Below are 20,670 nucleotides of genomic sequence, written 5' to 3'. Positions count from 1 at the left end.
GGTTCTGGTTTGTGAACGTAGACAACCGGTGATTACCACTGTTGCATCGGTGAATGTTGGACTTACTGAACCACAATTATCCGTGGCGGTGGCTGTTCCTAGCGCTGCAGTAATAGCGTCTGCTGTTGGATTACAACCCAAGGTGCCGTTGGTTGGAGTTCCGGTAGCCATGATCACAGGTACTGCTGTATCTGGTGTTACCGTAAAGGTACTTGTACAAGTCTTAGTTGCTTCGCAGTCACTGGTCACTGTCCATGTAACTGTCGTAGATCCTCCACATTTACCTGGTGCTAAAGGAGTTATAGGACTCCTTGTTAATACAGGATTAGCACCACCACTTGTACTAAAAGTTGCAAGCCAGGCATTAAATTTTGTATTAATTTGGTCTTGTGTCTGACAACCCGTTTCAGTTACAACTGTTGGGCAATTAAATAGTACCGGATTTGAAGGAGGCCCTTGAATCGTAAGATTTGCTTCCGCTTTACATCCTAGGTCATTACCCTCTACAGTAACTGTATAGTCACCAGCTACAAGATTTGGAAAGGAAACTGTTGTAAATGGCGTGAAATTTATAACTATATCAGGATTAGTTGACCCCACTTGATGCAGTGTATATTTATAAGAGGTATTACCACTTGAGGTTGCATTAACTACAAGATTAGTAGTACCTCCAAAACATGTAATAGGAAGAAATGATGTTGTTACATCTACGTCTGTTATTACGATAGAGGCACTACATTCAGAACTACCTCCAGGAGCATTAACTCGTAAAACACCCAGGATTTTCCCCGTGGTTGTTCCCGGAAACAATACTGCTGTTAAAGTTCCTGAATTTGTAACAGGATTATAAACAAAAGGCGTATTAGATATAATCATTGCTCCATTTGTAGTGTTATCCGGCCCCGGAGGGAATGTTAAGATAAGCTCAGGAACAGGAGGTGTTGATGTTTGATCATTACCACTATTTGCAATTTCTACTGTAAACGTCAGATTTGTACCAAAACACGCTTTAAGAGGACCCACTATGTTACATGATGGTGGTGGTAAAAATACAAAATTAACGATTTCAGCAGTTCCTGCAGCAGTAGTTACAAAAATCCTACCGCTCTCACCTGATGACGAGACTACAGCTGTAATAGTACTGGAATTCACAACGGTAAATGAGGTGGCCGCTTGTGTCCCAAATTTAACTGATGTAGCACCCGTAAAATTGGTTCCTATAATGGTAACCGTTGCTCCCGCTTTGGCAGAAGCCGGCGAAAAACCTGTAATAGTGGGAACTTGCGCATAAACCATCTGAACTGATGTCATCAGTAAAAACAGCACCATCGAAAAGAATCCCACTTTATTATTATTTTTTTTATTTGAATGATCTGATTTTTTATAACAGTCACCCAATTCTTCAATTTTGTTAGAAATTTCCATAATGTAATTTTTTATCATTTATATTTTAAATTTCGACTTACAGTAACTGATTTAGTGCAGGTGCAAGATTCACTTAAACCTCCATCTAAACCAGGATTTGTGACGGTAAGCTTTATGGTAAAGCTTCCTCCTTTAGTACCTGCTTTCACCTGAATATTTGACGTGTCCTTACCTGAAACTATAGTAGCCTCAGGTACGTTTTCATCAATTTTCCAAGAATAAGTAGTGGTAGGAGCAGAGTTAAAAACATCAGAATTGATGCTTACTATGCTGCCTCCTCCAGAATCAAAATACCCCCTTAACGAACCTGAAAGATTACAGGAAGGTTGTTGAGCATACAGAAAGCTCGTAAAAAGAAAAAGCATAACAAGTAAAAACATACTTGAAATAACATTTTTATTCTTAAAAGTTTGCTCAAAAAAATATTTACTTGTATTAGTCAGTGAATAATTCACTCGACTTAAACCCATCTTAAATCCATTTTCATCCGCAATCAAGACATCATCCCGATTACTGAAAAAAGCTAAAAAATTTAATAAAACATGTTTTTCCATAATAATATTATTTTAAAGTTTTAAAACCACACTATTAATTAAAAAGTTAGGACAGTAGAAACAGGGCTACAGAAAATAGAATGTGTTTTTTAATCACGTATGTATCTGATACCATTGTTATTTAGGCAAGGTAGGTCTGCAGATACAGATCGAGGTAAAACACTAAAAGGAAATAACATAAACACCCCTCAGAAGAATTCTGAAGTTTTCAATCAGCCAAAGAATATTTTATAGAATTGAACTATAACTAAATCCTTTAAATAACCAGACAGTCGCTTAAAAAGCAACCCTAAAACTCTAATCTAAAACAACTAGCATTGAAATTAAAAAATAGGATGAAACAAAAGTTTTCAGACTTGGGGAGAAAACTTGCAGAAAACGAAACACCTTCATAAACGTATTAATGAAGTACTCCATCGTTCAAGGGATTTTTATTGCGGGGAACAATAACTAAACTCTTTTAATAACCGGACAATTGCTAAAAAAGCAACCTTAAAATTCTAATCTAAAACAAGTAGCATTGAAATTAAATTAATAAAATAGGTATGAAACAAAAATTTTCAGATTCGGGGAGAAAACTTGCAGAAAAACGAAACACCTTCAAAAAAAATTTACAAAGCACCCCATTATCCAAAGGATTTTTTATTACGGGGTAACAAAAAATTCTATTGTTAACCAGAAAGTTACTTTATAAAAAAAACTTAAATCATATAACTTTTTTACTGAATCAAAGTTAAGTATTGCATCAAAAAAAGGAAAAAAAACAACCCTAAAAAAGACAACATTCTCTTATTATCGACAAGAGACACTATTGGCTAAGAAAAGGTTTACAACTATGATATATTAACACTTAATTACTCGTTAACTAATTGATAATTAATTAATTAAGTTTTTTATTGTTTAATTTTTGTTAAAAAAAAATAATGTTAAAAAACAATAAAACACTTTAACACATGGATTATTAGTATTGATTTTTTACCCAAAATTGTATTAAAATATTCCTAATCGTAGAGTCTTAAAAATGATTCCTGTTTTGAAGTTTCAGAAACTATATAAAGGCTTTAAAACATTGATTTTTATTCTTCAAAACAATTTAGCAATCTAAAAAACGACAAAGAAAAAGACCCTCCATTGCTGAAAGGTCTTTTGTATAAAAATTACAATTGAATTCTAATTCCTACTTTACAACAACGGTATTGTTTCTTAAAATTTTACTAAAAAATAATACATGTGAAGGCAACGCATTTTCCCAATATTCCCAAGTATGCGCTCCTGGACGTTCCGTATAATCATGGGAAACTTTATTATAAACAAGTCTTCGGTGTAATTCTCTATTGGATTCAATCAAAAAATCATCTACTCCACAATCTATAATCAATTCCAGTTTGTTACTTTTTATTTTATCAATCATATTTAAAACCGCATTTGAGGCATACACTTCCTGTGACACTCCCTCAATTCCAAAAACAGGTTCCATTAATTTAGTAACTCTTTCCTTAGATTCCGGATTAATCATGCTCCCCATATCTACTGCTCCGCTCATACTGCCCGCTGCACAAAACAGTTCCGGGTGTTTTGTGGAAAGATACAATGCCCCGTGACCTCCCATAGAAAGTCCTGTAATTACGCGTCCTTTTCTGTCGTTTATTGTCCGATAGGTATTATCTACTTTCTGAATTACTTCTTTGGTGATATACGTTTCAAACTGACTTCCTTTATTAATAGGACTATCAAGATAAAAACTGAAAGTTTCCCCTTCCGGCATTACAATTATGATATTATATTGATCGGCTAAATTGTGCAATAAATTCTTATCGGGAGTTTTAGACAACCAATCATTAAAATGTCCATAAGCACCATGCAACAAATAAAGCACGGGATAACTACCCTTGCTTTTAGCATAAGAACTGGGCAATACTACCGCAGCTTTGTAGGTTTTATTCATAGCTAAACTCGGGATTTGTAACGTATCGGCTTTAGCACCATAAGATAATGCAGCGTGCCCAAGAAGGAAAAATAAAAATAGAATCTGAAGTTTTTTCATTTGAAAGTTTTTTTGGTGATTGAAAAGTAAATATACACTTTTTCAGAAATACCTGCTTTATCGTTTAAAAATCGAATACACTTTAGAAAAAAATTGATTCCTTTAGAAATGCGTACTATAATATTGATGTGTTTTTATGAAACAATTTAATTCCTAATTAACGCTCCATTAAAGATTAAACAATATATACTTTTTTAACACAAATAGATCTTTAAGTTATTGAATTTCAAGCACAAAGAAATCATAATGACAAAATAGCATCTAAATCAGAAAATCCAGTTCTATTCTTGAAGCGATTCTTACTATAATTTTACAATAGAAATTTTAACTATTAATTTAAAAACTAGAATTATGAAAAACATTTTAAAATTAAGTTTATTGTTGATAGTAACAATGACTAACATGAGTATGTATGCAATTGATAAAGATTTTTTACTTAATGTAAAAAAAGGAAAAGGAAATGAAATTAGCTTTACTGTAAACCAAATTAAAAAGGCTAATGTTTCTATTTATGATGATGCCAATAATTTAATCTACACCGAAAAAGCTACCGGTGAAAAAGGAATCTCAAAGACCTATAATTTAGATGAATTTCCCGTGGGAACGTACTATTTGGTTGTCGAAAACAGCCTAAAAAAAGTAAAATACGAAATTACTATCTCGGAACAAAAAACAATTTTAACAACAAAAGCAATCTCGGAAGTGTACAAACCGACAATGAAAAATCGAAATTTGGCAACTATTAATTAGTCCTCTGTCAGAATAGTATTAAAAAAGGCTGTCTTTTGGGACAGCCTTTTTCATTGATTATAAATATGAATTACATACTACATATTTCTTCTATACTGCCCACCTACTTCAAACAAAGCCGAAGTGATTTGTCCCAAAGAACAAACCTTAGTTGCTTCCATTAAGTGTTCAAATAAATTTTCGTTTTTAATGGCGGCTTCCTGAAGCGTATTTAAATGTTCCTTCACTACATCCTGATTGGACTGGTGTAAATGGTTCAACATATCAATTTGGTATTGTTTTTCTTCTTCTGTGGCACGAATTACTTCGGCTGGGATTACTGTTGGAGAACCTTTAGAACTCAAGAACGTATTCACGCCAATAATTGGAAATTCACCCGTATGTTTCAAAGTCTCATAATACAAACTTTCTTCTTGAATTTTACTGCGTTGATACATGGTTTCCATAGCACCAAGAACGCCACCACGTTCAGTAATACGATCGAATTCGAGTAAAACTGCAGCTTCCACTAAATCCGTTAATTCTTCGATGATAAAAGCTCCTTGAATTGGGTTTTCGTTTTTGGCCAATCCTAATTCTTTATTGATGATCAACTGAATCGCCATGGCACGACGCACTGATTCTTCCGTAGGCGTTGTTATTGCTTCATCGTACGCATTGGTATGCAACGAATTACAATTGTCATAAATGGCATACAACGCTTGCAAAGTGGTACGAATATCATTGAAATCTATTTCCTGTGCATGCAAAGAACGACCTGACGTTTGAATGTGGTATTTCAACATTTGCGCGCGTTCATTAGCGCCGTATTTATTTTTCATGGCTTTCGCCCAAATCTTACGTGCCACACGACCGATAACTGCATATTCCGGATCAACTCCATTCGAAAAGAAGAACGATAAATTGGGTCCAAAATCATTGATACTCATCCCACGGCTCAAATAATATTCCACATACGTGAAACCATTCGAAAGTGTGAAAGCCAATTGCGTAATCGGATTTGCACCAGCCTCAGCAATGTGATATCCTGAAATAGAAACCGAATAAAAGTTCCTGACATTCTTAGTAATGAAATATTCCTGTACGTCACCCATCAATCGCAACGCAAATTCCGTAGAGAAAATACAGGTGTTTTGGGCTTGGTCTTCTTTCAAAATATCAGCCTGAACGGTTCCACGTACTTGAGACAACGTTCTTGCTTTTATTTCGTTATACACCTCCAAAGGTAAAACCTGATCCCCGGTTACGCCCAAAAGCATCAACCCTAAACCATTATTCCCTTGAGGTAAATCACCTTGATAATGCGGCCTTTCAACTCCTTTTGCTGCATAAATTTTGTTGATTTGTACCTCAACTTCTTTTTTAAGACCATTTTCTTTGATGTAAAACTCACATTGTTGGTCAATCGCCGCATTCATGAAAAAACCTAACAACATGGGCGCTGGCCCATTGATAGTCATACTCACCGAAGTCATCGCATGAACCAAATCAAAACCAGAATATAATTTCTTCGCATCATCCAAACAGCAAATAGAAACTCCGGCATTACCGATTTTTCCATAAATATCAGGACGTACATGTGGATCGTTTCCGTATAAAGTTACGCTGTCAAAAGCTGTTGACAATCGTTTTGCAGGTAATCCTGCACTCACATAATGAAAACGCTTGTTCGTTCTTTCCGGTCCGCCTTCTCCGGCAAACATACGAGATGGATCTTCTCCTTCCCGTTTGAAAGGATATAAACCAGCGGTAAAAGGAAATTCTCCAGGAACATTTTCCTGCAGACACCAACGTAAAATATCACCCCAAGCTTTGTACTTTGGTAGCGCAATTTTCGGGATTTGAGAATGGGAAAGCGACTCTGTATGCGTAGCCATTTTTATTTCCCTGTCACGAACTTTAAACGTATAAACTGGATTCTTGTACTTGTTTACTTTCTCTTCCCAAGTCAAAATAATTTCCCAATTGTATGGATCCAAATCCATTTTTACTTTATCAAATTGATTCAGTAAAAGATTCAAAAATATTTTGTCCTCAGCAGCACCTGGTTTCTCAGATTCCAAAGCACTTGGTAAAACTGAATCGTCATTAATTCCTGCTTTGTTTATTTCAGGTATTTTTTTGGTTACCGTTTCAATCGTTTTGAAAATTCCATATAATTTCTGTGCTACTTGTTCTTGAGTTACCGCAGTAACATCATATTTTCGGTTGCTTTCGGCAATTTCAGATAAATAACGCGTTCTGTGTGGCGGAATAACGAAAATCTTTTCGCTCATTTCACGCGTGATTTTGAACGTAGATTTCAAATCAGAATCCGTTTTTTCATGGACTTTATCCATTATCGCTTTGTACAGCGTATTCATTCCCGGATCGTTAAACTGCGAGGCAATCGTCCCGAAAACCGGAAGTGTATCTAAATTAGCATCCCATAAATTATGGTTGCGTTGGTATTGTTTTTTAACGTCTCTTAAGGCATCCAGAGAACCGCGTTTGTCAAATTTGTTTATTGCTACCAAGTCGGCAAAATCAAGCATGTCGATTTTTTCCAATTGCGTTGCCGCACCAAATTCCGGTGTCATTACATATAAGGATACATCAGAGTGATCCATGATTTCCGTATCCGATTGACCGATTCCTGAAGTTTCCAGAATTATGATGTCATAATTTGCCGCTTTGATCACTTGAATCGCATCGGCAACATATTTAGACAAAGCCAGATTTGATTGGCGTGTGGCCAATGAACGCATGTAAACTCGAGGACTATTGATGGCATTCATTCGGATTCTATCACCTAACAAAGCACCGCCTGTTTTTCGTTTTGATGGATCGACAGATATTAATCCGATTGTTTTCTCTGGGAAATCGATTAGAAAACGACGTACTAATTCATCCACTAATGATGATTTTCCAGATCCACCGGTTCCCGTGATTCCAAGAACGGGAGTTTTACAATCCAGATTCTTTTTTTGGATGGTTACCAAAGTTTTGGCAGCAACATCCGGAAAATTCTCTGCTGATGAAATGATTCTGGCAATTGCTTTTGGATTTTTTTGTTCCAAATGTTTTATTTCATCTGTAAGTGTATCTCCAACAGGATAATCGGATTGTTGTACTAAATCATTTATCATACCCTGCAATCCCATAGCACGTCCGTCATCTGGCGCATAAATTCTGGTGATTCCATACGCTTGTAATTCGGCTATTTCTGAAGGCAGGATTACTCCGCCGCCGCCGCCAAATATTTTAATTTGCCCTGCTCCTTTTTCCTGAAGCAAGTCGTACATGTATTTGAAATATTCGTTGTGACCTCCTTGATACGAAGTTATTGCAATTGCATTCGCATCTTCTTGAATCGCTGTATTGACAACTTCTTCCACACTGCGGTCGTGGCCCAAATGGATTACCTCAACACCGGTAGACTGAATGATTCTACGCATAATATTGATTGCGGCATCGTGACCGTCAAAAAGAGCTGCAGCGGTTACAATTCTTACTTTATTGTTAGGGATATATGGTATTTGTTGTTCCATTTTATGAATATGATAATTTAAGACTGCAATTTACAATTTTATTTTAAAAATTATTTGATGTTCTTGCTGGTTGTTGATAAATTAGGCAGAATTTTGTTATTTAGCCCCGATTGCAGCGGCATCCCTCGCTTTTTTTGGCGAGGATACAGCAAAAAGCGGGACAAAACGTGATTAATAAACTAAAGTTTGTGCTCCTAAAGAATAGTTGGCTTTGTTTTTGAATAAGTAGTATTTTTACAAAAGCCAAAGGGCAAACACACGACGTAAACTAATAAAATAATTATGATGAAGAAAATTTTAATTTTAGCGGTAGCAATTTCGCTTTCGAGTTGTGCCGAAATGCAACAAGTCATGAATCAATTTCCACAAACGCAAGGAATTGGCAGTGTTGATATTGCAGGCGGATTGAAGGAAGCGTTGAATAATGGAATTTCTAAACAAGTAACCAAATTGACAGCCACCGATGGTTTTTTCAGAAATGAAGCTGTAAAAATTTTATTGCCAGAAGAATTGAGAAAAGTAGACGCTGGTTTAAGAAGAATTGGATTGAGTTCATTGGCTGATGAAGGGTTGAAAGTATTGAATCGCGCTGCTGAAGATGCGGTGAAGGAAGCGACTCCAATATTTATAGACGCCGTTAGAAATATGACTTTCATGGATGCCAAATCGATTTTGATGGGAAATGAAAGTTCGGCGACGAATTATTTACAGAACAGTACTTCGACCGCTTTGTATGGGAAATTTAATCCGGTGATTAAAAATTCATTTACTAAAGTAGGTGCAGATAAAGTTTGGACGAACATTATTACCAAATACAACAGTATTCCTCTTGTAAATAAAGTAAATCCTGATTTGACGGATTATGTGACCAATCAAGCGTTGAATGGCGTTTTCAAAATGGTTGCTGTTGAGGAGAAAAACATCAGAACCAATTTGAGTTCCAGAACTTCTGTTTTATTGCAGAAAGTTTTTGCAATGCAGGACAACAGATAGATTGAAATTGGGCTGTTTTTTTTTAAACATAAAACAGCCTAATTCAACTTTTATATAAAAATAAATACATTTAGTTTTGAAAAATATTATTCATTACTACCAACAAAGCTGAAAACAGAACGCTAATGCAGAAAATTACAATCCTAATCCATTGCAAAGATCAAAAAGCAATTATTGCCTCCGTTACGAATTATATTTCTGCTATTGATGGTAATATTATCTATTTAGACCAACATGTTGATGCCGATGAAAATGTATTTTTCATGCGTTTAGAATGTGAATTCAGTGCCAAAAATTGGAATATTGAAGCGATCAAAACTGATTTTCAAGCTAAGTTAGCGACTCCGTTTAATATGTCGTGGGAAATGTATACCCAAGACGAAAAACCAAGAATGGCTTTGTTTGTTTCTAAATACGACCATTGTTTGTATGATATTTTAGGACGCTACAGCGCTGGTGAATTGCCTCTTGAAATTCCTTTGATTATAAGCAACCATGAGGATTTGAAAGCAGTGGCGGAACGTTTTTCTATTCCATTTCATTATGTTCCTTTCACGAAAGACATTAAAACCGAAGGTGAACAAAAACAGTTGGATTTATTGAAAGAATACAACATTGACTTTATTGTTTTGGCGCGCTACATGCAAATTATCACTCCCAATTTGATTGCGCAATACCAGAATCAAATTATCAATATTCATCATTCCTTTCTTCCCGCATTTCCTGGAGCAAAACCGTATCATTCTGCTTTTAAACGCGGTGTAAAAATCATTGGTGCTACCAGTCATTATGTGACCGAAGGATTGGATGAAGGCCCGATCATCGAGCAGGATATTGCCCGAGTTTCGCACAGCCATTCTATAGAAGATTTTATTATGAAAGGGCGCGATCTGGAACGTATGGTTTTGGCTAGGGCCATAAAATTGCATGCCGAGAGAAAAACAATGGTGTATGACAATAAAACGGTGGTGTTTTCTTAATATCCTCACCCCAACCCTCTCCAAAGGAAAGGGGGCCGAAAACCCATAAAATTAAATAATTTATTCATATGTAAATGCTCACTTTGATGAGCATTTTATATATATCGTATTTTTTAACCTGAAACTTCAATTTCCTTCGTTTTCCCATTATTGTCAAATACCACTTTGGTCCAAAACGATTTTGCTTTTTGATGCGTTGGATACCAATCCCGGTTTTCTTCCACAAGGATAAAAAGCCCTGTATCAGTTCCCAAAACGATGAACTTTTCTAGTTTTGGTTGTTTTGAAAATACCGAAAGACCGTATTTATTAAACATTTCATCACTGAGTTTGAAAACATTTTTAGTAACAAAACCTATTTCGCTTACAGAAAGAATTGACGAACCATCAAATGGTTTTTCTGAAGCATTATCCAAACTGAGACGGGCAATGAATTCTAAAATATTTCCATTATTGTCATAGAAATAAAAAGACTTGGCATTCCAATTATAGAAATCGGCAATTTTTTCTGGTGGAACAACCTCTAGAATTTCTGTTTTCTTTTCTATCCAAGCAAAGGCTTCCAATAGTTTATTATTGGGTATATCAAAAGCAAAATGATATACTGGCTTGATGTTCTCAGAAGATCGAAACGTTAGTTGTGTGGCACCGGCTGCAAAGGAAACACTCGAATTGTTTTTCGAAACTGTTTTCAACCCGACTATGTTGTTATAAAACAACTCTGTTTCCGTTATACTATCTGTCAATAATTCCAGTTCGAGAATATTCATCGTGTTCAAATAAAGTAATTTATCTTTTTAACAAATACACCTAAACGTCCAGCAGCTAAATCACTATGAATTTCTAATGGTATTCTTTAAACCCGCAGAAACTCTATAGCCTCAGATGGCGTCAAAATCCTTAAGTAAATGCTCTAGAAATAAAGTTATAAAACTTAACTTATGTACAACAAAGTAATAACAAAATCTTAACAGCAAAACATTCCCTTATGGGTGATCTTTGCAGAGTAATAAACTGGTTATTTATTATTTTGGTTTTGGTTAGTTAAAGAATTGCCTGCATTTATAATGCAGGCATTTTTTTATTTAGCCGTATTTATAAAAGAAAGAACTGCGTCATTGAAAGCATTAGGTTGCTCCACATTTACTACATGTCCACATTTTTCTATTACAAAGAGTTTTGACGATTTATAATGATTTTCGACAACTTTCCTAACCGATGGCAAAAACATATAATCTTCTTCACCCATAACATAAAGCGTCGGAATATTCAACTCAACCTGACGGAACCATTTCAGCACTGGATTTATTTCGGCGGTGAGTTTAAACCACTTGATAAATTCTTTCTGGTATAATTTCTTGGCCTCATTAATAAAAAGAACACGAGATTGCTTGTGACTTTTTTTAGGCATAATGACAAAGGCAAAAAACTTATATAGAACCAAATAAGGCAATACATATTTAAACATATTTCCCAATCGCATCAATACTTGAGAACGGAAATTCATTTTCAGGATTGCACCGCCAAGAATCATGCTTTGCACGCGTTCCGGATACATTTCTGCCAATTGCCGGATGAGTATGGTACCCAAAGAAATCCCTATAAAATGTGATTTTTTAATTTTTAGAAAATCTAAAACTTCCAGAATATCATTGGCCAAAGCCGAAAAAGTATATTTCTGTTTGAAAGCCGTTTTCAAAGTGGGTTTTGATTCCCCGTGACCTCGTAAATCCAATAACAATACATTATACTGCTTTTTAAAATCCCGAATTTGCTTAAACCAAATAGAAGAACTTCCTCCGGCACCATGAACAAAAGTTACCCATTCATCGGTATTTTTATTTTCGTAAATGGTATAATTAATCACGTGTTTTTTTTGTAAAAATAGGATTTTAATTTTAAATCTCAATCTTAACAAAAAATAATGCTAATTTAAAGATTGTATACCGTAAATTTGCAAAAAAATTACACCGATGATTGGATTATTGAAAGAGAAAAGTGAAATAGAAAAGCTTAAAAGAGAATATCAAATACTTGCTGAACTAAATTTCAACATAGAAAAAAATACTACAAAGCCTACCGTAGCAACAGAAGAATTAATTTTAGAGGAATCCGAATTATAATTTTTGATGCATTTTTTTAAAATAGTCAAACGCTTTTAACAGTCTGCTTCCATACCAAGAAAACATTTCGCCATCAACAAAAACCGTTTTTGCATGATGCGTATGTCTTCCTATTTCAAAAGCATCTTCCTCTTTAAAAGGATACGGCTCTGAGGAAAGAAAAACCAAATCCGGATCACCTTCTAAGCGCATCTTTTTGAGTTCGATTTCCGGATAACGCCCCGAAATCTCAGGATTTTTATCGTAAATATTCTGAAAATGATTCAGTTTCAGTAATTCATTGATGAAATTATTGGAACCCGCAACCATAAAAGGGTTTTTCCAAATGAAATATGCTGCCTTTTTTACGGGTATATCTTTGACGAATTTTTTAAAATCGCTCAAGGCAAAAGCCAATTTATCGTTCCATTTCTGGGCTTCGGTTCTGCAATTGAAGAGCTGACCAAAGTCAGTAATCATTTGAAAATTATCTTCAATCGTGATGATATTCGTCACCCAAACCGGGCAAATTTTACGCAGTTCCTCCACAATTTCTTGTGTATTTTCCTCTTTATTACAAATGATGATATCCGGTTGCAACAATCTGATTTTCTCAAAATGCACTTTTTTGGTTCCGCCTACAATTTTCTTAGTTGACTTAAAATGATACGGATGCACGCAGAATTTGGTAATCCCAACAATTCGGTCTTCCAAACCTAAATCATACAATAATTCCGTTTGAGATGGTACCAGCGAAACAATCCTCTTAGGTGAAGTTTCAAAATGATGCGAAGTCCCGATTTGGTCAATTAGCGTTTTCATGTTTTTTGTTTAAAGGTTAAAGGTTTAACGTTCAAAGTGGAGCAACTTTAAACGTTAGACTTTAAACAATCATTAACCTAATATTACTGCCATTTCCTGTTGCATGTTCAACGCTTCTGCTCTTGCTTTTTCAACAAAATCAGTCCCGTTTGAAGCATAAATAATCGCTCTGGAAGAATTAATCAGTAATCCTACATTGGCATTCATACCGTATTTACAAACTTCAGATAAACTTCCGCCTTGCGCGCCCACTCCGGGAACAAGCAAGAAACTATCAGGGACAATTTTACGAATTTCAGTAAAATATTCGGCTTTGGTAGCTCCTACAACATACATCAGGTTTTCGCTGTTTTTCCACGTTTTAGACGTTTCTAATACCTGTTTGTACAATTCTTTAGCTCCGCTCCGTTCGGCTTCGCCTCGGGTTCCACCTACGTTTAAGGTCTGAAAATCAAACGCACCTTCATTGGAAGTCAAAGCCAGCATAATCGTGTGTTTGTTTTCGAAAGCCAGAAATGGCTCCACCGAATCTTTCCCCATATAAGGAGCAACAGTAACGCTGTCAAAGTTTAAATCCTCAAAAAAAGCTTTGGCATACATCGAAGACGTATTACCAATATCACCCCGTTTAGCATCAGCAATCGTGAAGATATCCGGATAAGTTGAGTTGATGTAATGGATTGTTTTCTGCAATGACATCCATCCTTTTAAACCATTCGCTTCATAAAAAGCAATATTGGGTTTGTAAGCCACCGTTAAATCATGGGTCGCATCAATTATCGCTTTATTGAATTCGAAAATGGGATCTTCCAGTTCCAATAAATGTTGTGGAATTTTATTCAAATCAACATCTAAACCTACGCATAGAAACGATTTCTTGATTTTGATTTGGTCAATAAGTTGTTGTGTAGTCATTCAAATGAAAAGTTTAAAGTTTAAAGTTTCAGGTTGCTCCACTTTGAACCAAATTATACTCTTTTGTTCGTTTTAATATTAAAAAAAATGCCAACACTTAAACTCAGTATGGCATCTTTTCTTTAATCTTTATTCTTGCTTCTATTTTCTTTAGAAAACTTCGCTGGCTTCTTTCAATTTTTCCATGTTGTTGACTAACGCTAACTCGTCAACAATTTTCTGAATGTCACCATTCATGATATTTCCTAAATCGTACAAAGTCAATCCTACACGGTGATCGGTTACACGACCTTGTGCATAATTATAGGTACGGATTTTAGCCGAACGGTCCCCAGAACTTACTTGAGAAGTACGTGTAGTAGCATCTTCCGCTTGTTTTTTGGCTAATTCCTGTTCGTATAAACGGGAACGCAAAACGCCAAATGCCTTGTCTTTATTTTTATGTTGTGATTTTTGATCCTGACATTGCGCCACTAATCCGGTTGGAATATGCGTCAAACGTACCGCTGATTTGGTTGTATTTACCGATTGTCCACCTGGACCTGACGAACAGAAAAAATCCACACGCACATCATTCATATCGATTTGTACATCAAATTCCTCTGCTTCCGGCAATACCATAACAGTCGCTGCCGAGGTATGCACACGTCCTTGCGTTTCCGTTTGCGGTACCCGTTGTACCCGGTGAACACCAGCCTCAAACTTCAAGGTTCCGTAAACATCTTCACCGGTAACTTCAAAAATCACCTCTTTGAAACCACCCGAAGTTCCTTCATTCATATCCACAACTGAAGTTCTCCAACCTCTGTTCTCACAATATTTGGTGTACATACGGAATAAATCCCCTGCAAAAATACTCGCTTCATCCCCACCCGTTCCGGCGCGAATTTCCACCATGACATTTTTGGCATCTTCGGGATCTTTAGGAATCAACATAAATTTGATTTCTTCCTCTAATTCCGGCAATCTTTCTTTCGCTTCATCGAGTTGCATTTTGGCCATTTCGGTCATATCTGCATCACTGTTATCCGCAATTATTTCGTTTGCTTCATCCATATTTGCCATGAGAAGCACGTATTCGTCGCGCTTTTCAGCCAAAGCTTTCAAAGTTTTATACTCTTGATTCAATTGCACATAACGTTTCTGATCCGAGATCACATCCGGCTGAATGATCAAATCCGAAATCTCATCGAAACGTTGTTTTACTATTTGAAGTCTGTCTAACATTTTCTTAGTCCTTTATTTAGAGTGCAAAATTAGTGAAATATTTCACATTTTGCAAGGTTCCCGCTTGAGATTGTTATAGCGAACAATGAGGGACGGATTGTATGGCAATGAGGAGCTATTTCCTGCTATTCGCTGTATCTTTTTCTGGTCTCGTTAGAAAAAACGAGACCAGGAAAAGGATGCCGCTACTATCAGGGCTAGGGCATTTTTGTTAAAAAGATAGCGTTTACGGTTTTCCGTAAAATCCCTGAATCAAAAGGAGTTAGTTTTGAAAATATCTAAAATCACAATAAAGAACTTACTTTATTCTTAAACACAAATAACTATAAAATCAACAAATTTCACAAAACTATGAAAAAATTAACCGTAAAAAATCTGATTAAATTTCGAGAAAAAAATAACCGAACGAAGATTACATTCGTGAATAATCTTAAAAAAGAGAAAATTAAGTCAGATGATAATTCTGACGGTGGTGATTATTGGATTAGTTGCTTAAGTGCAGTTAGAAATACTTTCAAATTTGACAATGCAAATTTATTGGATGAAAAAATTACTTTTTTACGAGATAAAATTAAATTTTCAGAAATTAACCGAATAAAAGACCAATTTCAAAGAAACATTGACATTATAAGTAATTTTAAGGATTACGATTTTCAGCATTTAAAACCAAATGTTAATTTGACTTTTCTAACACAACAAAAGTATCAAGCGATACTTGATATTAAAGGCCTTCCAATTGAAGCAAAACCATGTCATATTTTCACGTTTCCCAGCAATAATAGTGAAGAAATAGGAGGGATTTGGTTTGTAGCACAATTAAAAGGTTTTCCAAAAAGTGAATTGGGAATGTTTACCGATATCCTTTATAGATACTTAGATAAACATCACTCAAAAGATTTTTACGTCAATCCAGAATATTGTATTGCAGTTGACCTATATAATGGGCAAGAAGTAAATTACACGGAAATTCAAAATGGCAAAATCCCTATACTAATTGATTCTACATTGGATGATTTAAAGAACTATAACTAATAACAGGGATTCTTTTGATCGTTTTATAATCAATATAAAAAAGCAGGCTTCTGCTTATAGGCTTTCTATTATTATCTGGGCTAAAACATTTGTGCTAAAAATATAGCGATTAAGGTTTTCCGAAAAATCACTGATACAGAAATAGTAAGGTTTAACAATGAGGTTTAACTTACTACATTTTTATAAGTATTTTCGGAATAAATTTATATATTTTAAAACAAATTAACACTGACGTTTATTAGACAAAGCGACACAATTTTGGGTCAATATATATGATAAACGTCATTACTATATATTAGTTAGCAGTAACCATCAAAAATGACACATATAAAATGAGATTTTCACAAAGAATTGGACAAAAACCAGAAAAAAAAGAAATTCAAATTGAAGATATCGATTTAGAGCTACGTATTAGATTATGGAACATTATAACAATCTTTATTTTTGACCAATTGGACGATAATGGTAGAAATGAAGAAACAACTTTCAGAACTTTTTCAAAAACTATTTATCATGATTTTTTTAAATATCCACTTGACGCATTACCAATTCAAAAAAGGGAAATAATTGAAAGATTAAAAAAATATTTTTTTGACTTCAAATGGTATGAAGTATATGATTTTATTGAATTTATTATAAGCTTTGATGAAAATGATTTAAACATTGAATTTGATGTTTTTATAGACTCATGTAATAACACATTCGAAAGTGAATTTTCTGCTTATAGAATAGTTGACAATCAAATTGCCCCAATTACAAATGAGATCGAGATTATGCAAATTGAAACTGCAATTGAGAAAACACATCAATATACTTCATATGTTGGTTCAAATATTCATTTGCAAAAAGCTTTAGAAATGTTGTCAAATAAAACTAATCCAGATTACAGAAATTCCATTAAAGAATCGATATCAGCTGTTGAATCGATTTCGAAAATAATTTCAAATAATAATAAAGATAGTCTTGGTGGTGCTTTAGATAAAATTAAAGGTAAACTAAAAATTCATCCATCATTAGAAAAAGGTTTTAAACAATTATATGGCTACACTAGTGATAGCGGAGGAATAAGACATAGTTTAATGGATCATCCTGATTGTGCATTTGAAGATGCTTTATTTATGTTAGTTTCAAGTAGTGCCTTTATAAATTATTTAATTGCAAAAACAGAAAAAGCAGGAATAAAAGTCACATAATGGCTACCCGATCGCTCGGATATCCACAATCTTTAGCGCAGTTTTGCAAACTGTGTCCACAACAATGAGCATGTAAAATAATAGACCAACTGGATGAGATTGCTTTGTTCCTCGCAATGACTTATCCCAATCGCTCACAAATAAACTCAGGCAGCAAAAAAGCACTAACCCAATCGCTCGGATATCCACAATCGTTAGCGCAGTTTTTGCAAACTGTGCCCACAACGAGAATCAACTAAAATAATAGTCTAACTTTGTGGCATTGCTTCGTCCCACGCAATGACTCAATGCAATCGTCCCACAAATAAAACCATCTAAAATGAAAAAGATCCTTATTATATTTTCAATAGTTACATTCTTTGTTTCTTGTAAAGAAACAACTAGCAAAAAAACCGTCGAAGTAAAAAATCAACAAGTTGACAGCACAGCAAATCAAGTGATAGAAGTTGCTGCGTTCAAGGGGCAACAAGTTACCGGAGTCACACTTACTGATGCCGGGCGTGTTTTTGTAAACTTTCCGAGATGGAGAAAAGGAGTTGATAATTCCGTCGTGGAAATAACAAATACTACCATTCAAAAAAGTTATCCGGATGAAAATTGGAATTCTTGGGAGATTGGACAGCCAGTTGTGGCCAACAAATTTGTTGGAGTGCAATCAGTAGTTGCCTTTGAAAACCAATTGTATGTTTTAGATACCAGAAGCCAATTATTCGAAAATGTACTGGATGCGCCTCGTCTTTTTGTTTTTGATCTAAGAACTGATAAATTAGTTAAAACCTATATTTTAGATAAAAACAGCTACCACGCTGATTCTTATATCAACGATCTTAGGATAGATAAAAAAACTCAAAAAATCTATCTTACTGACTCAGGAAACTCTGGTATTGTCATCATAGACATTAAATCAGGTCGTTTCAGAAGAGTTTTAGACAACCACAAATCAACAGCTGCCGAACAAAACTTTTTAACCTTTGGAGACAAAAAATGGAAAAACACCATTCATTCTGATGGAATAGCCTTAGACACTGTAAACGACCGACTTTATTTTCATGCCCTTACAGGATACAGCCTCTATTCAATTGCAACAAATATGCTTAACCCTGAAGATGAAAAAAGCATGGAAGAAAGCGTTCGATTTGAGGCAAAAACTGCCGCACCGGACGGCATGCTATTTGACGACAACGGCAATTTATATTTTGCCGATTTAGAAAATAATAAAATCCAGTATCGAAAACCAGATGGCAGTATTCACACTTTGGTAGAAGGCGATAAAATAAAATGGGCAGATACATTTAGTATATATAACAACTACTTGTATTTTACAAACTCAAGAATAAATGAGGTTACAGCTGATATTTCAAATTTGAATTTTACTTTAAACAAAATCAAATTAGCCAAATAGTAAAAAAAGTTTCTAACCAAATCCAGCATTTGTTATGGATACAAAGTTTACTGATTTGAAACAATCGTTTATAGTTTCAATCTATGATATAAATGGGTTTGGTTTTTCGTATCCATTTTTTTTATCTAATACAAAGCAAAGGCAGAATTGCATTCTGTGCCCATGAACGAGGGCAGTTAAAACAAGTCAGAAAGTTATAAAAACATTAAAAAACCAAACTGATGAAATTACTACTTACCACCTTAATTTTAATATTCAACCTGACTATATTCGCGCAATCGAATGCATTTATTGGTGATTACAATCGCAACTTTAGCAAAGAAGGCGATCATTTTATTGAATATAAATTGATCTTACGCCATGATGGCACATTCGTATTTCATTCGTATTCTAAAATCAAAAACGGATTCCCACCTGAAGTAAATAAATACGGAAAAGGAAAATGGACTGCGAAAGACAACGTCATTACTTTTTCTTCGAACAAACAAGAAGATTTTGATGCAAAATACACATTGGATTTCAACAATTCCAAGGCGAGATTTATTATTAAAAATCCCAGAGATAAAAGTGACCGCATCATCAAGACCAAACTTACATTTGTAGAGTCCGAAATTCCTTGGGTGCAAAGACTGGATTTTTTTAAAATATAAATACACATTACCAATCCCCTACTAGCATTCGTTTGCGACGACTGCCAATTGTATTTTTTTATTTGATCTCTAGATAATTTCAAAAAATGAGTTGCAGCACTCCAGATTCATAAAAAAAAGTCTCCATTGTTACTAATAACGCTATACTTTATTTTTTGTTTAATTAATTGTTAAAAAGTTTAAACAATAGTTTTTAATGTGTATATTTGAATTATAATATTTTTTAATCATAAAACATTGACTATGAAATTAGTAAAAACAATTAGTGCATTCGTATTATTAGGAGTTATAACAACTTCTTGTGGAGAGAAAAAACAAGCAGAATCTACAGAAATGGCTGATTCTACTGCAGTAGCCATGGATACTGTAGTTGCAATGGAGCCATCAACTATTGTAGATGTAGCGGCAGGAAATGCAGATTTTTCCACATTAGTTACTGCTGTAAAAGCAGCAGGGTTAGTAGAAACGTTAAGTGGCGCGGGCCCTTTTACGGTTTTTGCTCCAAACAACGCCGCATTTGCAAAACTTCCGGCAGGAACTGTTGATAGTTTGCTAAAACCAGAAAGTTTAGACAAACTGAAAGCAGTATTGACGTATCATGTTGTAGCAGGAAAATTTGATGCTGCTGCAGTAATTGATGCAATAAACAAAAATAACGGAAAATATACCGTTACAACTGTTCAAGGTGGTACTATTGTATTAAGCTTGAAAGACGGAAAAGTGATGTTGACCGACGCTAAAGGAGGAACTTCAACTGTTGTTCTTGCTGATGTGGCGGCTTCAAACGGAGTAATTCATGCAATTGATACTGTTGTTATGCCAAAATAAGGTTTTAATTCATTAATTCAGAAACCGTTGCAATTTTGTAACGGTTTTTTTTATGGGTTGTAACCAACAAATAACAGCTACATTTTTTGCAACACAATATCGCCTTTAACGTACTTTAGAGTTCAATATTTTTTTTTAACCCGACTGCTATGTTATATACAATCGTCAGCGCAATTTAATAAACTGTTTTCAACAATGACCAACTAAAACAATACACAAACTG

The 20,670-nt window shown here is 34.8% G+C and carries 18 protein-coding genes; 9 read left to right on the top strand and 9 right to left on the bottom strand.

What is annotated here, in order from left to right; translation table 11 throughout:
* The 3 genes from ACNQGD_RS03145 to ACNQGD_RS03135 all read right to left on the bottom strand — a co-directional run.
* A partial coding sequence (locus ACNQGD_RS03145; RefSeq protein WP_417998261.1) for an IPT/TIG domain-containing protein occupies positions 1–1,425 on the bottom strand: 1,425 nt, incomplete at its 3' end.
* A 14-nt stretch (positions 1,426–1,439) separates the two neighbouring features.
* On the bottom strand, positions 1,440–1,979 hold the full coding sequence (locus ACNQGD_RS03140) for a hypothetical protein (protein WP_417998260.1): 540 nt from the start codon (positions 1,977–1,979) through the stop codon (positions 1,440–1,442).
* 1,177 nt (positions 1,980–3,156) lie between these two features.
* Complete coding sequence (locus ACNQGD_RS03135) at positions 3,157–4,023, bottom strand: alpha/beta hydrolase (protein ID WP_417998259.1); 867 nt, start codon at positions 4,021–4,023, stop codon at positions 3,157–3,159.
* A 351-nt stretch (positions 4,024–4,374) separates the two neighbouring features.
* On the opposite strand from ACNQGD_RS03135, the gene ACNQGD_RS03130 reads away from it, so the two are divergent.
* Positions 4,375–4,773 carry a FimB/Mfa2 family fimbrial subunit gene (locus tag ACNQGD_RS03130; RefSeq protein WP_417996679.1) on the top strand — a complete coding sequence of 133 codons (399 nt, stop codon included), beginning with the start codon at positions 4,375–4,377 and terminating at the stop codon, positions 4,771–4,773.
* Between the two features lie 77 nt (positions 4,774–4,850).
* Here ACNQGD_RS03130 and ACNQGD_RS03125 read toward each other — a convergent pair whose 3' ends face one another.
* Positions 4,851–8,303 (bottom strand): methylmalonyl-CoA mutase family protein, encoded by a 3,453-nt coding sequence (locus ACNQGD_RS03125; RefSeq protein WP_417998258.1) that lies wholly within the window; start codon positions 8,301–8,303, stop codon positions 4,851–4,853.
* Positions 8,304–8,588: 285 nt separating this feature from the next.
* On the opposite strand from ACNQGD_RS03125, the gene ACNQGD_RS03120 reads away from it, so the two are divergent.
* Both ACNQGD_RS03120 and purU read left to right on the top strand, forming a co-directional pair.
* Positions 8,589–9,296, top strand: coding sequence for a DUF4197 domain-containing protein (locus ACNQGD_RS03120; protein ID WP_417998270.1), 708 nt, complete (start codon positions 8,589–8,591; stop codon positions 9,294–9,296).
* 125 nt (positions 9,297–9,421) lie between these two features.
* Positions 9,422–10,276, top strand: a complete 855-nt coding sequence (purU, locus tag ACNQGD_RS03115; protein WP_417998257.1) for a formyltetrahydrofolate deformylase — start codon at positions 9,422–9,424, stop codon at positions 10,274–10,276.
* A 113-nt stretch (positions 10,277–10,389) separates the two neighbouring features.
* Here the strand turns inward: purU and ACNQGD_RS03110 are convergent, their stop codons facing one another.
* Both ACNQGD_RS03110 and ACNQGD_RS03105 read right to left on the bottom strand, forming a co-directional pair.
* Entirely contained in the window at positions 10,390–11,046 is a 657-nt protein-coding gene (locus ACNQGD_RS03110) for a VOC family protein (RefSeq protein ID WP_417998256.1), read from the bottom strand.
* Positions 11,047–11,357: 311 nt separating this feature from the next.
* Positions 11,358–12,143 carry an alpha/beta fold hydrolase gene (locus tag ACNQGD_RS03105; protein WP_417996683.1) on the bottom strand — a complete coding sequence of 262 codons (786 nt, stop codon included), beginning with the start codon at positions 12,141–12,143 and terminating at the stop codon, positions 11,358–11,360.
* 106 nt (positions 12,144–12,249) lie between these two features.
* Here ACNQGD_RS03105 and ACNQGD_RS03100 point away from each other — a divergent pair, with 106 nt between their 5' ends.
* Positions 12,250–12,399 (top strand): hypothetical protein, encoded by a 150-nt coding sequence (locus tag ACNQGD_RS03100; protein WP_417996684.1) that lies wholly within the window; start codon positions 12,250–12,252, stop codon positions 12,397–12,399.
* Here ACNQGD_RS03100 and ACNQGD_RS03095 read toward each other — a convergent pair.
* The 3 genes from ACNQGD_RS03095 to prfA form a co-directional block, all read right to left on the bottom strand.
* Positions 12,394–13,200 carry an ABC transporter substrate-binding protein gene (locus tag ACNQGD_RS03095; protein ID WP_417998255.1) on the bottom strand — a complete coding sequence of 269 codons (807 nt, stop codon included), beginning with the start codon at positions 13,198–13,200 and terminating at the stop codon, positions 12,394–12,396. The two genes, ACNQGD_RS03100 and ACNQGD_RS03095, sit on opposite strands and share 6 nt — an antisense overlap.
* A 72-nt stretch (positions 13,201–13,272) precedes the next feature.
* On the bottom strand, positions 13,273–14,115 hold the full coding sequence (gene pyrF / locus ACNQGD_RS03090; protein ID WP_417998254.1) for an orotidine-5'-phosphate decarboxylase: 843 nt from the start codon (positions 14,113–14,115) through the stop codon (positions 13,273–13,275).
* A 150-nt stretch (positions 14,116–14,265) separates the two neighbouring features.
* Complete coding sequence (prfA, locus tag ACNQGD_RS03085; protein WP_379859166.1) at positions 14,266–15,342, bottom strand: peptide chain release factor 1; 1,077 nt, start codon at positions 15,340–15,342, stop codon at positions 14,266–14,268.
* A 351-nt stretch (positions 15,343–15,693) separates the two neighbouring features.
* Here prfA and ACNQGD_RS03080 point away from each other — a divergent pair, with 351 nt between their 5' ends.
* The 5 genes from ACNQGD_RS03080 (at position 15,694) to ACNQGD_RS03060 (ending at position 20,447) form a co-directional block, all read left to right on the top strand.
* Positions 15,694–16,374: a hypothetical protein gene (locus ACNQGD_RS03080; protein ID WP_417998253.1), complete on the top strand. Its 681-nt coding sequence runs from the start codon at positions 15,694–15,696 to the stop codon at positions 16,372–16,374.
* A 332-nt stretch (positions 16,375–16,706) separates the two neighbouring features.
* Entirely contained in the window at positions 16,707–17,567 is an 861-nt protein-coding gene (locus ACNQGD_RS03075; RefSeq protein ID WP_417998252.1) for an AbiJ-NTD4 domain-containing protein, read from the top strand.
* A 319-nt stretch (positions 17,568–17,886) separates the two neighbouring features.
* The gene (locus ACNQGD_RS03070; protein ID WP_417998251.1) at positions 17,887–18,969 is read left to right on the top strand and encodes an L-dopachrome tautomerase-related protein; all 1,083 of its coding nucleotides are present in this window, start codon (positions 17,887–17,889) and stop codon (positions 18,967–18,969) included.
* A gap of 221 nt (positions 18,970–19,190) precedes the next feature.
* Positions 19,191–19,619 carry a hypothetical protein gene (locus tag ACNQGD_RS03065; protein WP_417998250.1) on the top strand — a complete coding sequence of 143 codons (429 nt, stop codon included), beginning with the start codon at positions 19,191–19,193 and terminating at the stop codon, positions 19,617–19,619.
* A gap of 243 nt (positions 19,620–19,862) precedes the next feature.
* On the top strand, positions 19,863–20,447 hold the full coding sequence (locus ACNQGD_RS03060; protein ID WP_417996691.1) for a fasciclin domain-containing protein: 585 nt from the start codon (positions 19,863–19,865) through the stop codon (positions 20,445–20,447).
* The last annotated feature ends 223 nt before the right edge of the window (positions 20,448–20,670 follow it).

It is taken from the genome of Flavobacterium glucosi (genome assembly GCF_048286535.1).
GTDB lineage: Bacteria > Bacteroidota > Bacteroidia > Flavobacteriales > Flavobacteriaceae > Flavobacterium.
The sequence above is the reverse complement of the archived record's forward strand: the minus strand, read 5'-3'. Positions and strand labels throughout refer to the sequence as shown.

What these genes read in the sequence shown, in the direction of transcription:
- pyrF (WP_417998254.1), bottom strand. Translation starts at nt 14,115, where the DNA reads ATGACTACACAACAACTTATTGACCAAATCAAAATCAAGAAATCGTTT.
- ACNQGD_RS03080 (WP_417998253.1), top strand. Translation starts at nt 15,694, where the DNA reads ATGAAAAAATTAACCGTAAAAAATCTGATTAAATTTCGAGAAAAAAAT.
- ACNQGD_RS03075 (WP_417998252.1), top strand. Translation starts at nt 16,707, where the DNA reads ATGAGATTTTCACAAAGAATTGGACAAAAACCAGAAAAAAAAGAAATT.
- ACNQGD_RS03095 (WP_417998255.1), bottom strand. Translation starts at nt 13,200, where the DNA reads ATGAAAACGCTAATTGACCAAATCGGGACTTCGCATCATTTTGAAACT.
- ACNQGD_RS03120 (WP_417998270.1), top strand. Translation starts at nt 8,589, where the DNA reads ATGAAGAAAATTTTAATTTTAGCGGTAGCAATTTCGCTTTCGAGTTGT.
- purU (WP_417998257.1), top strand. Translation starts at nt 9,422, where the DNA reads ATGCAGAAAATTACAATCCTAATCCATTGCAAAGATCAAAAAGCAATT.
- ACNQGD_RS03125 (WP_417998258.1), bottom strand. Translation starts at nt 8,303, where the DNA reads ATGGAACAACAAATACCATATATCCCTAACAATAAAGTAAGAATTGTA.
- prfA (WP_379859166.1), bottom strand. Translation starts at nt 15,342, where the DNA reads ATGTTAGACAGACTTCAAATAGTAAAACAACGTTTCGATGAGATTTCG.
- ACNQGD_RS03135 (WP_417998259.1), bottom strand. Translation starts at nt 4,023, where the DNA reads ATGAAAAAACTTCAGATTCTATTTTTATTTTTCCTTCTTGGGCACGCT.
- ACNQGD_RS03065 (WP_417998250.1), top strand. Translation starts at nt 19,191, where the DNA reads ATGAAATTACTACTTACCACCTTAATTTTAATATTCAACCTGACTATA.
- ACNQGD_RS03110 (WP_417998256.1), bottom strand. Translation starts at nt 11,046, where the DNA reads ATGAATATTCTCGAACTGGAATTATTGACAGATAGTATAACGGAAACA.
- ACNQGD_RS03140 (WP_417998260.1), bottom strand. Translation starts at nt 1,979, where the DNA reads ATGGAAAAACATGTTTTATTAAATTTTTTAGCTTTTTTCAGTAATCGG.
- ACNQGD_RS03060 (WP_417996691.1), top strand. Translation starts at nt 19,863, where the DNA reads ATGAAATTAGTAAAAACAATTAGTGCATTCGTATTATTAGGAGTTATA.
- ACNQGD_RS03070 (WP_417998251.1), top strand. Translation starts at nt 17,887, where the DNA reads ATGAAAAAGATCCTTATTATATTTTCAATAGTTACATTCTTTGTTTCT.
- ACNQGD_RS03100 (WP_417996684.1), top strand. Translation starts at nt 12,250, where the DNA reads ATGATTGGATTATTGAAAGAGAAAAGTGAAATAGAAAAGCTTAAAAGA.
- ACNQGD_RS03130 (WP_417996679.1), top strand. Translation starts at nt 4,375, where the DNA reads ATGAAAAACATTTTAAAATTAAGTTTATTGTTGATAGTAACAATGACT.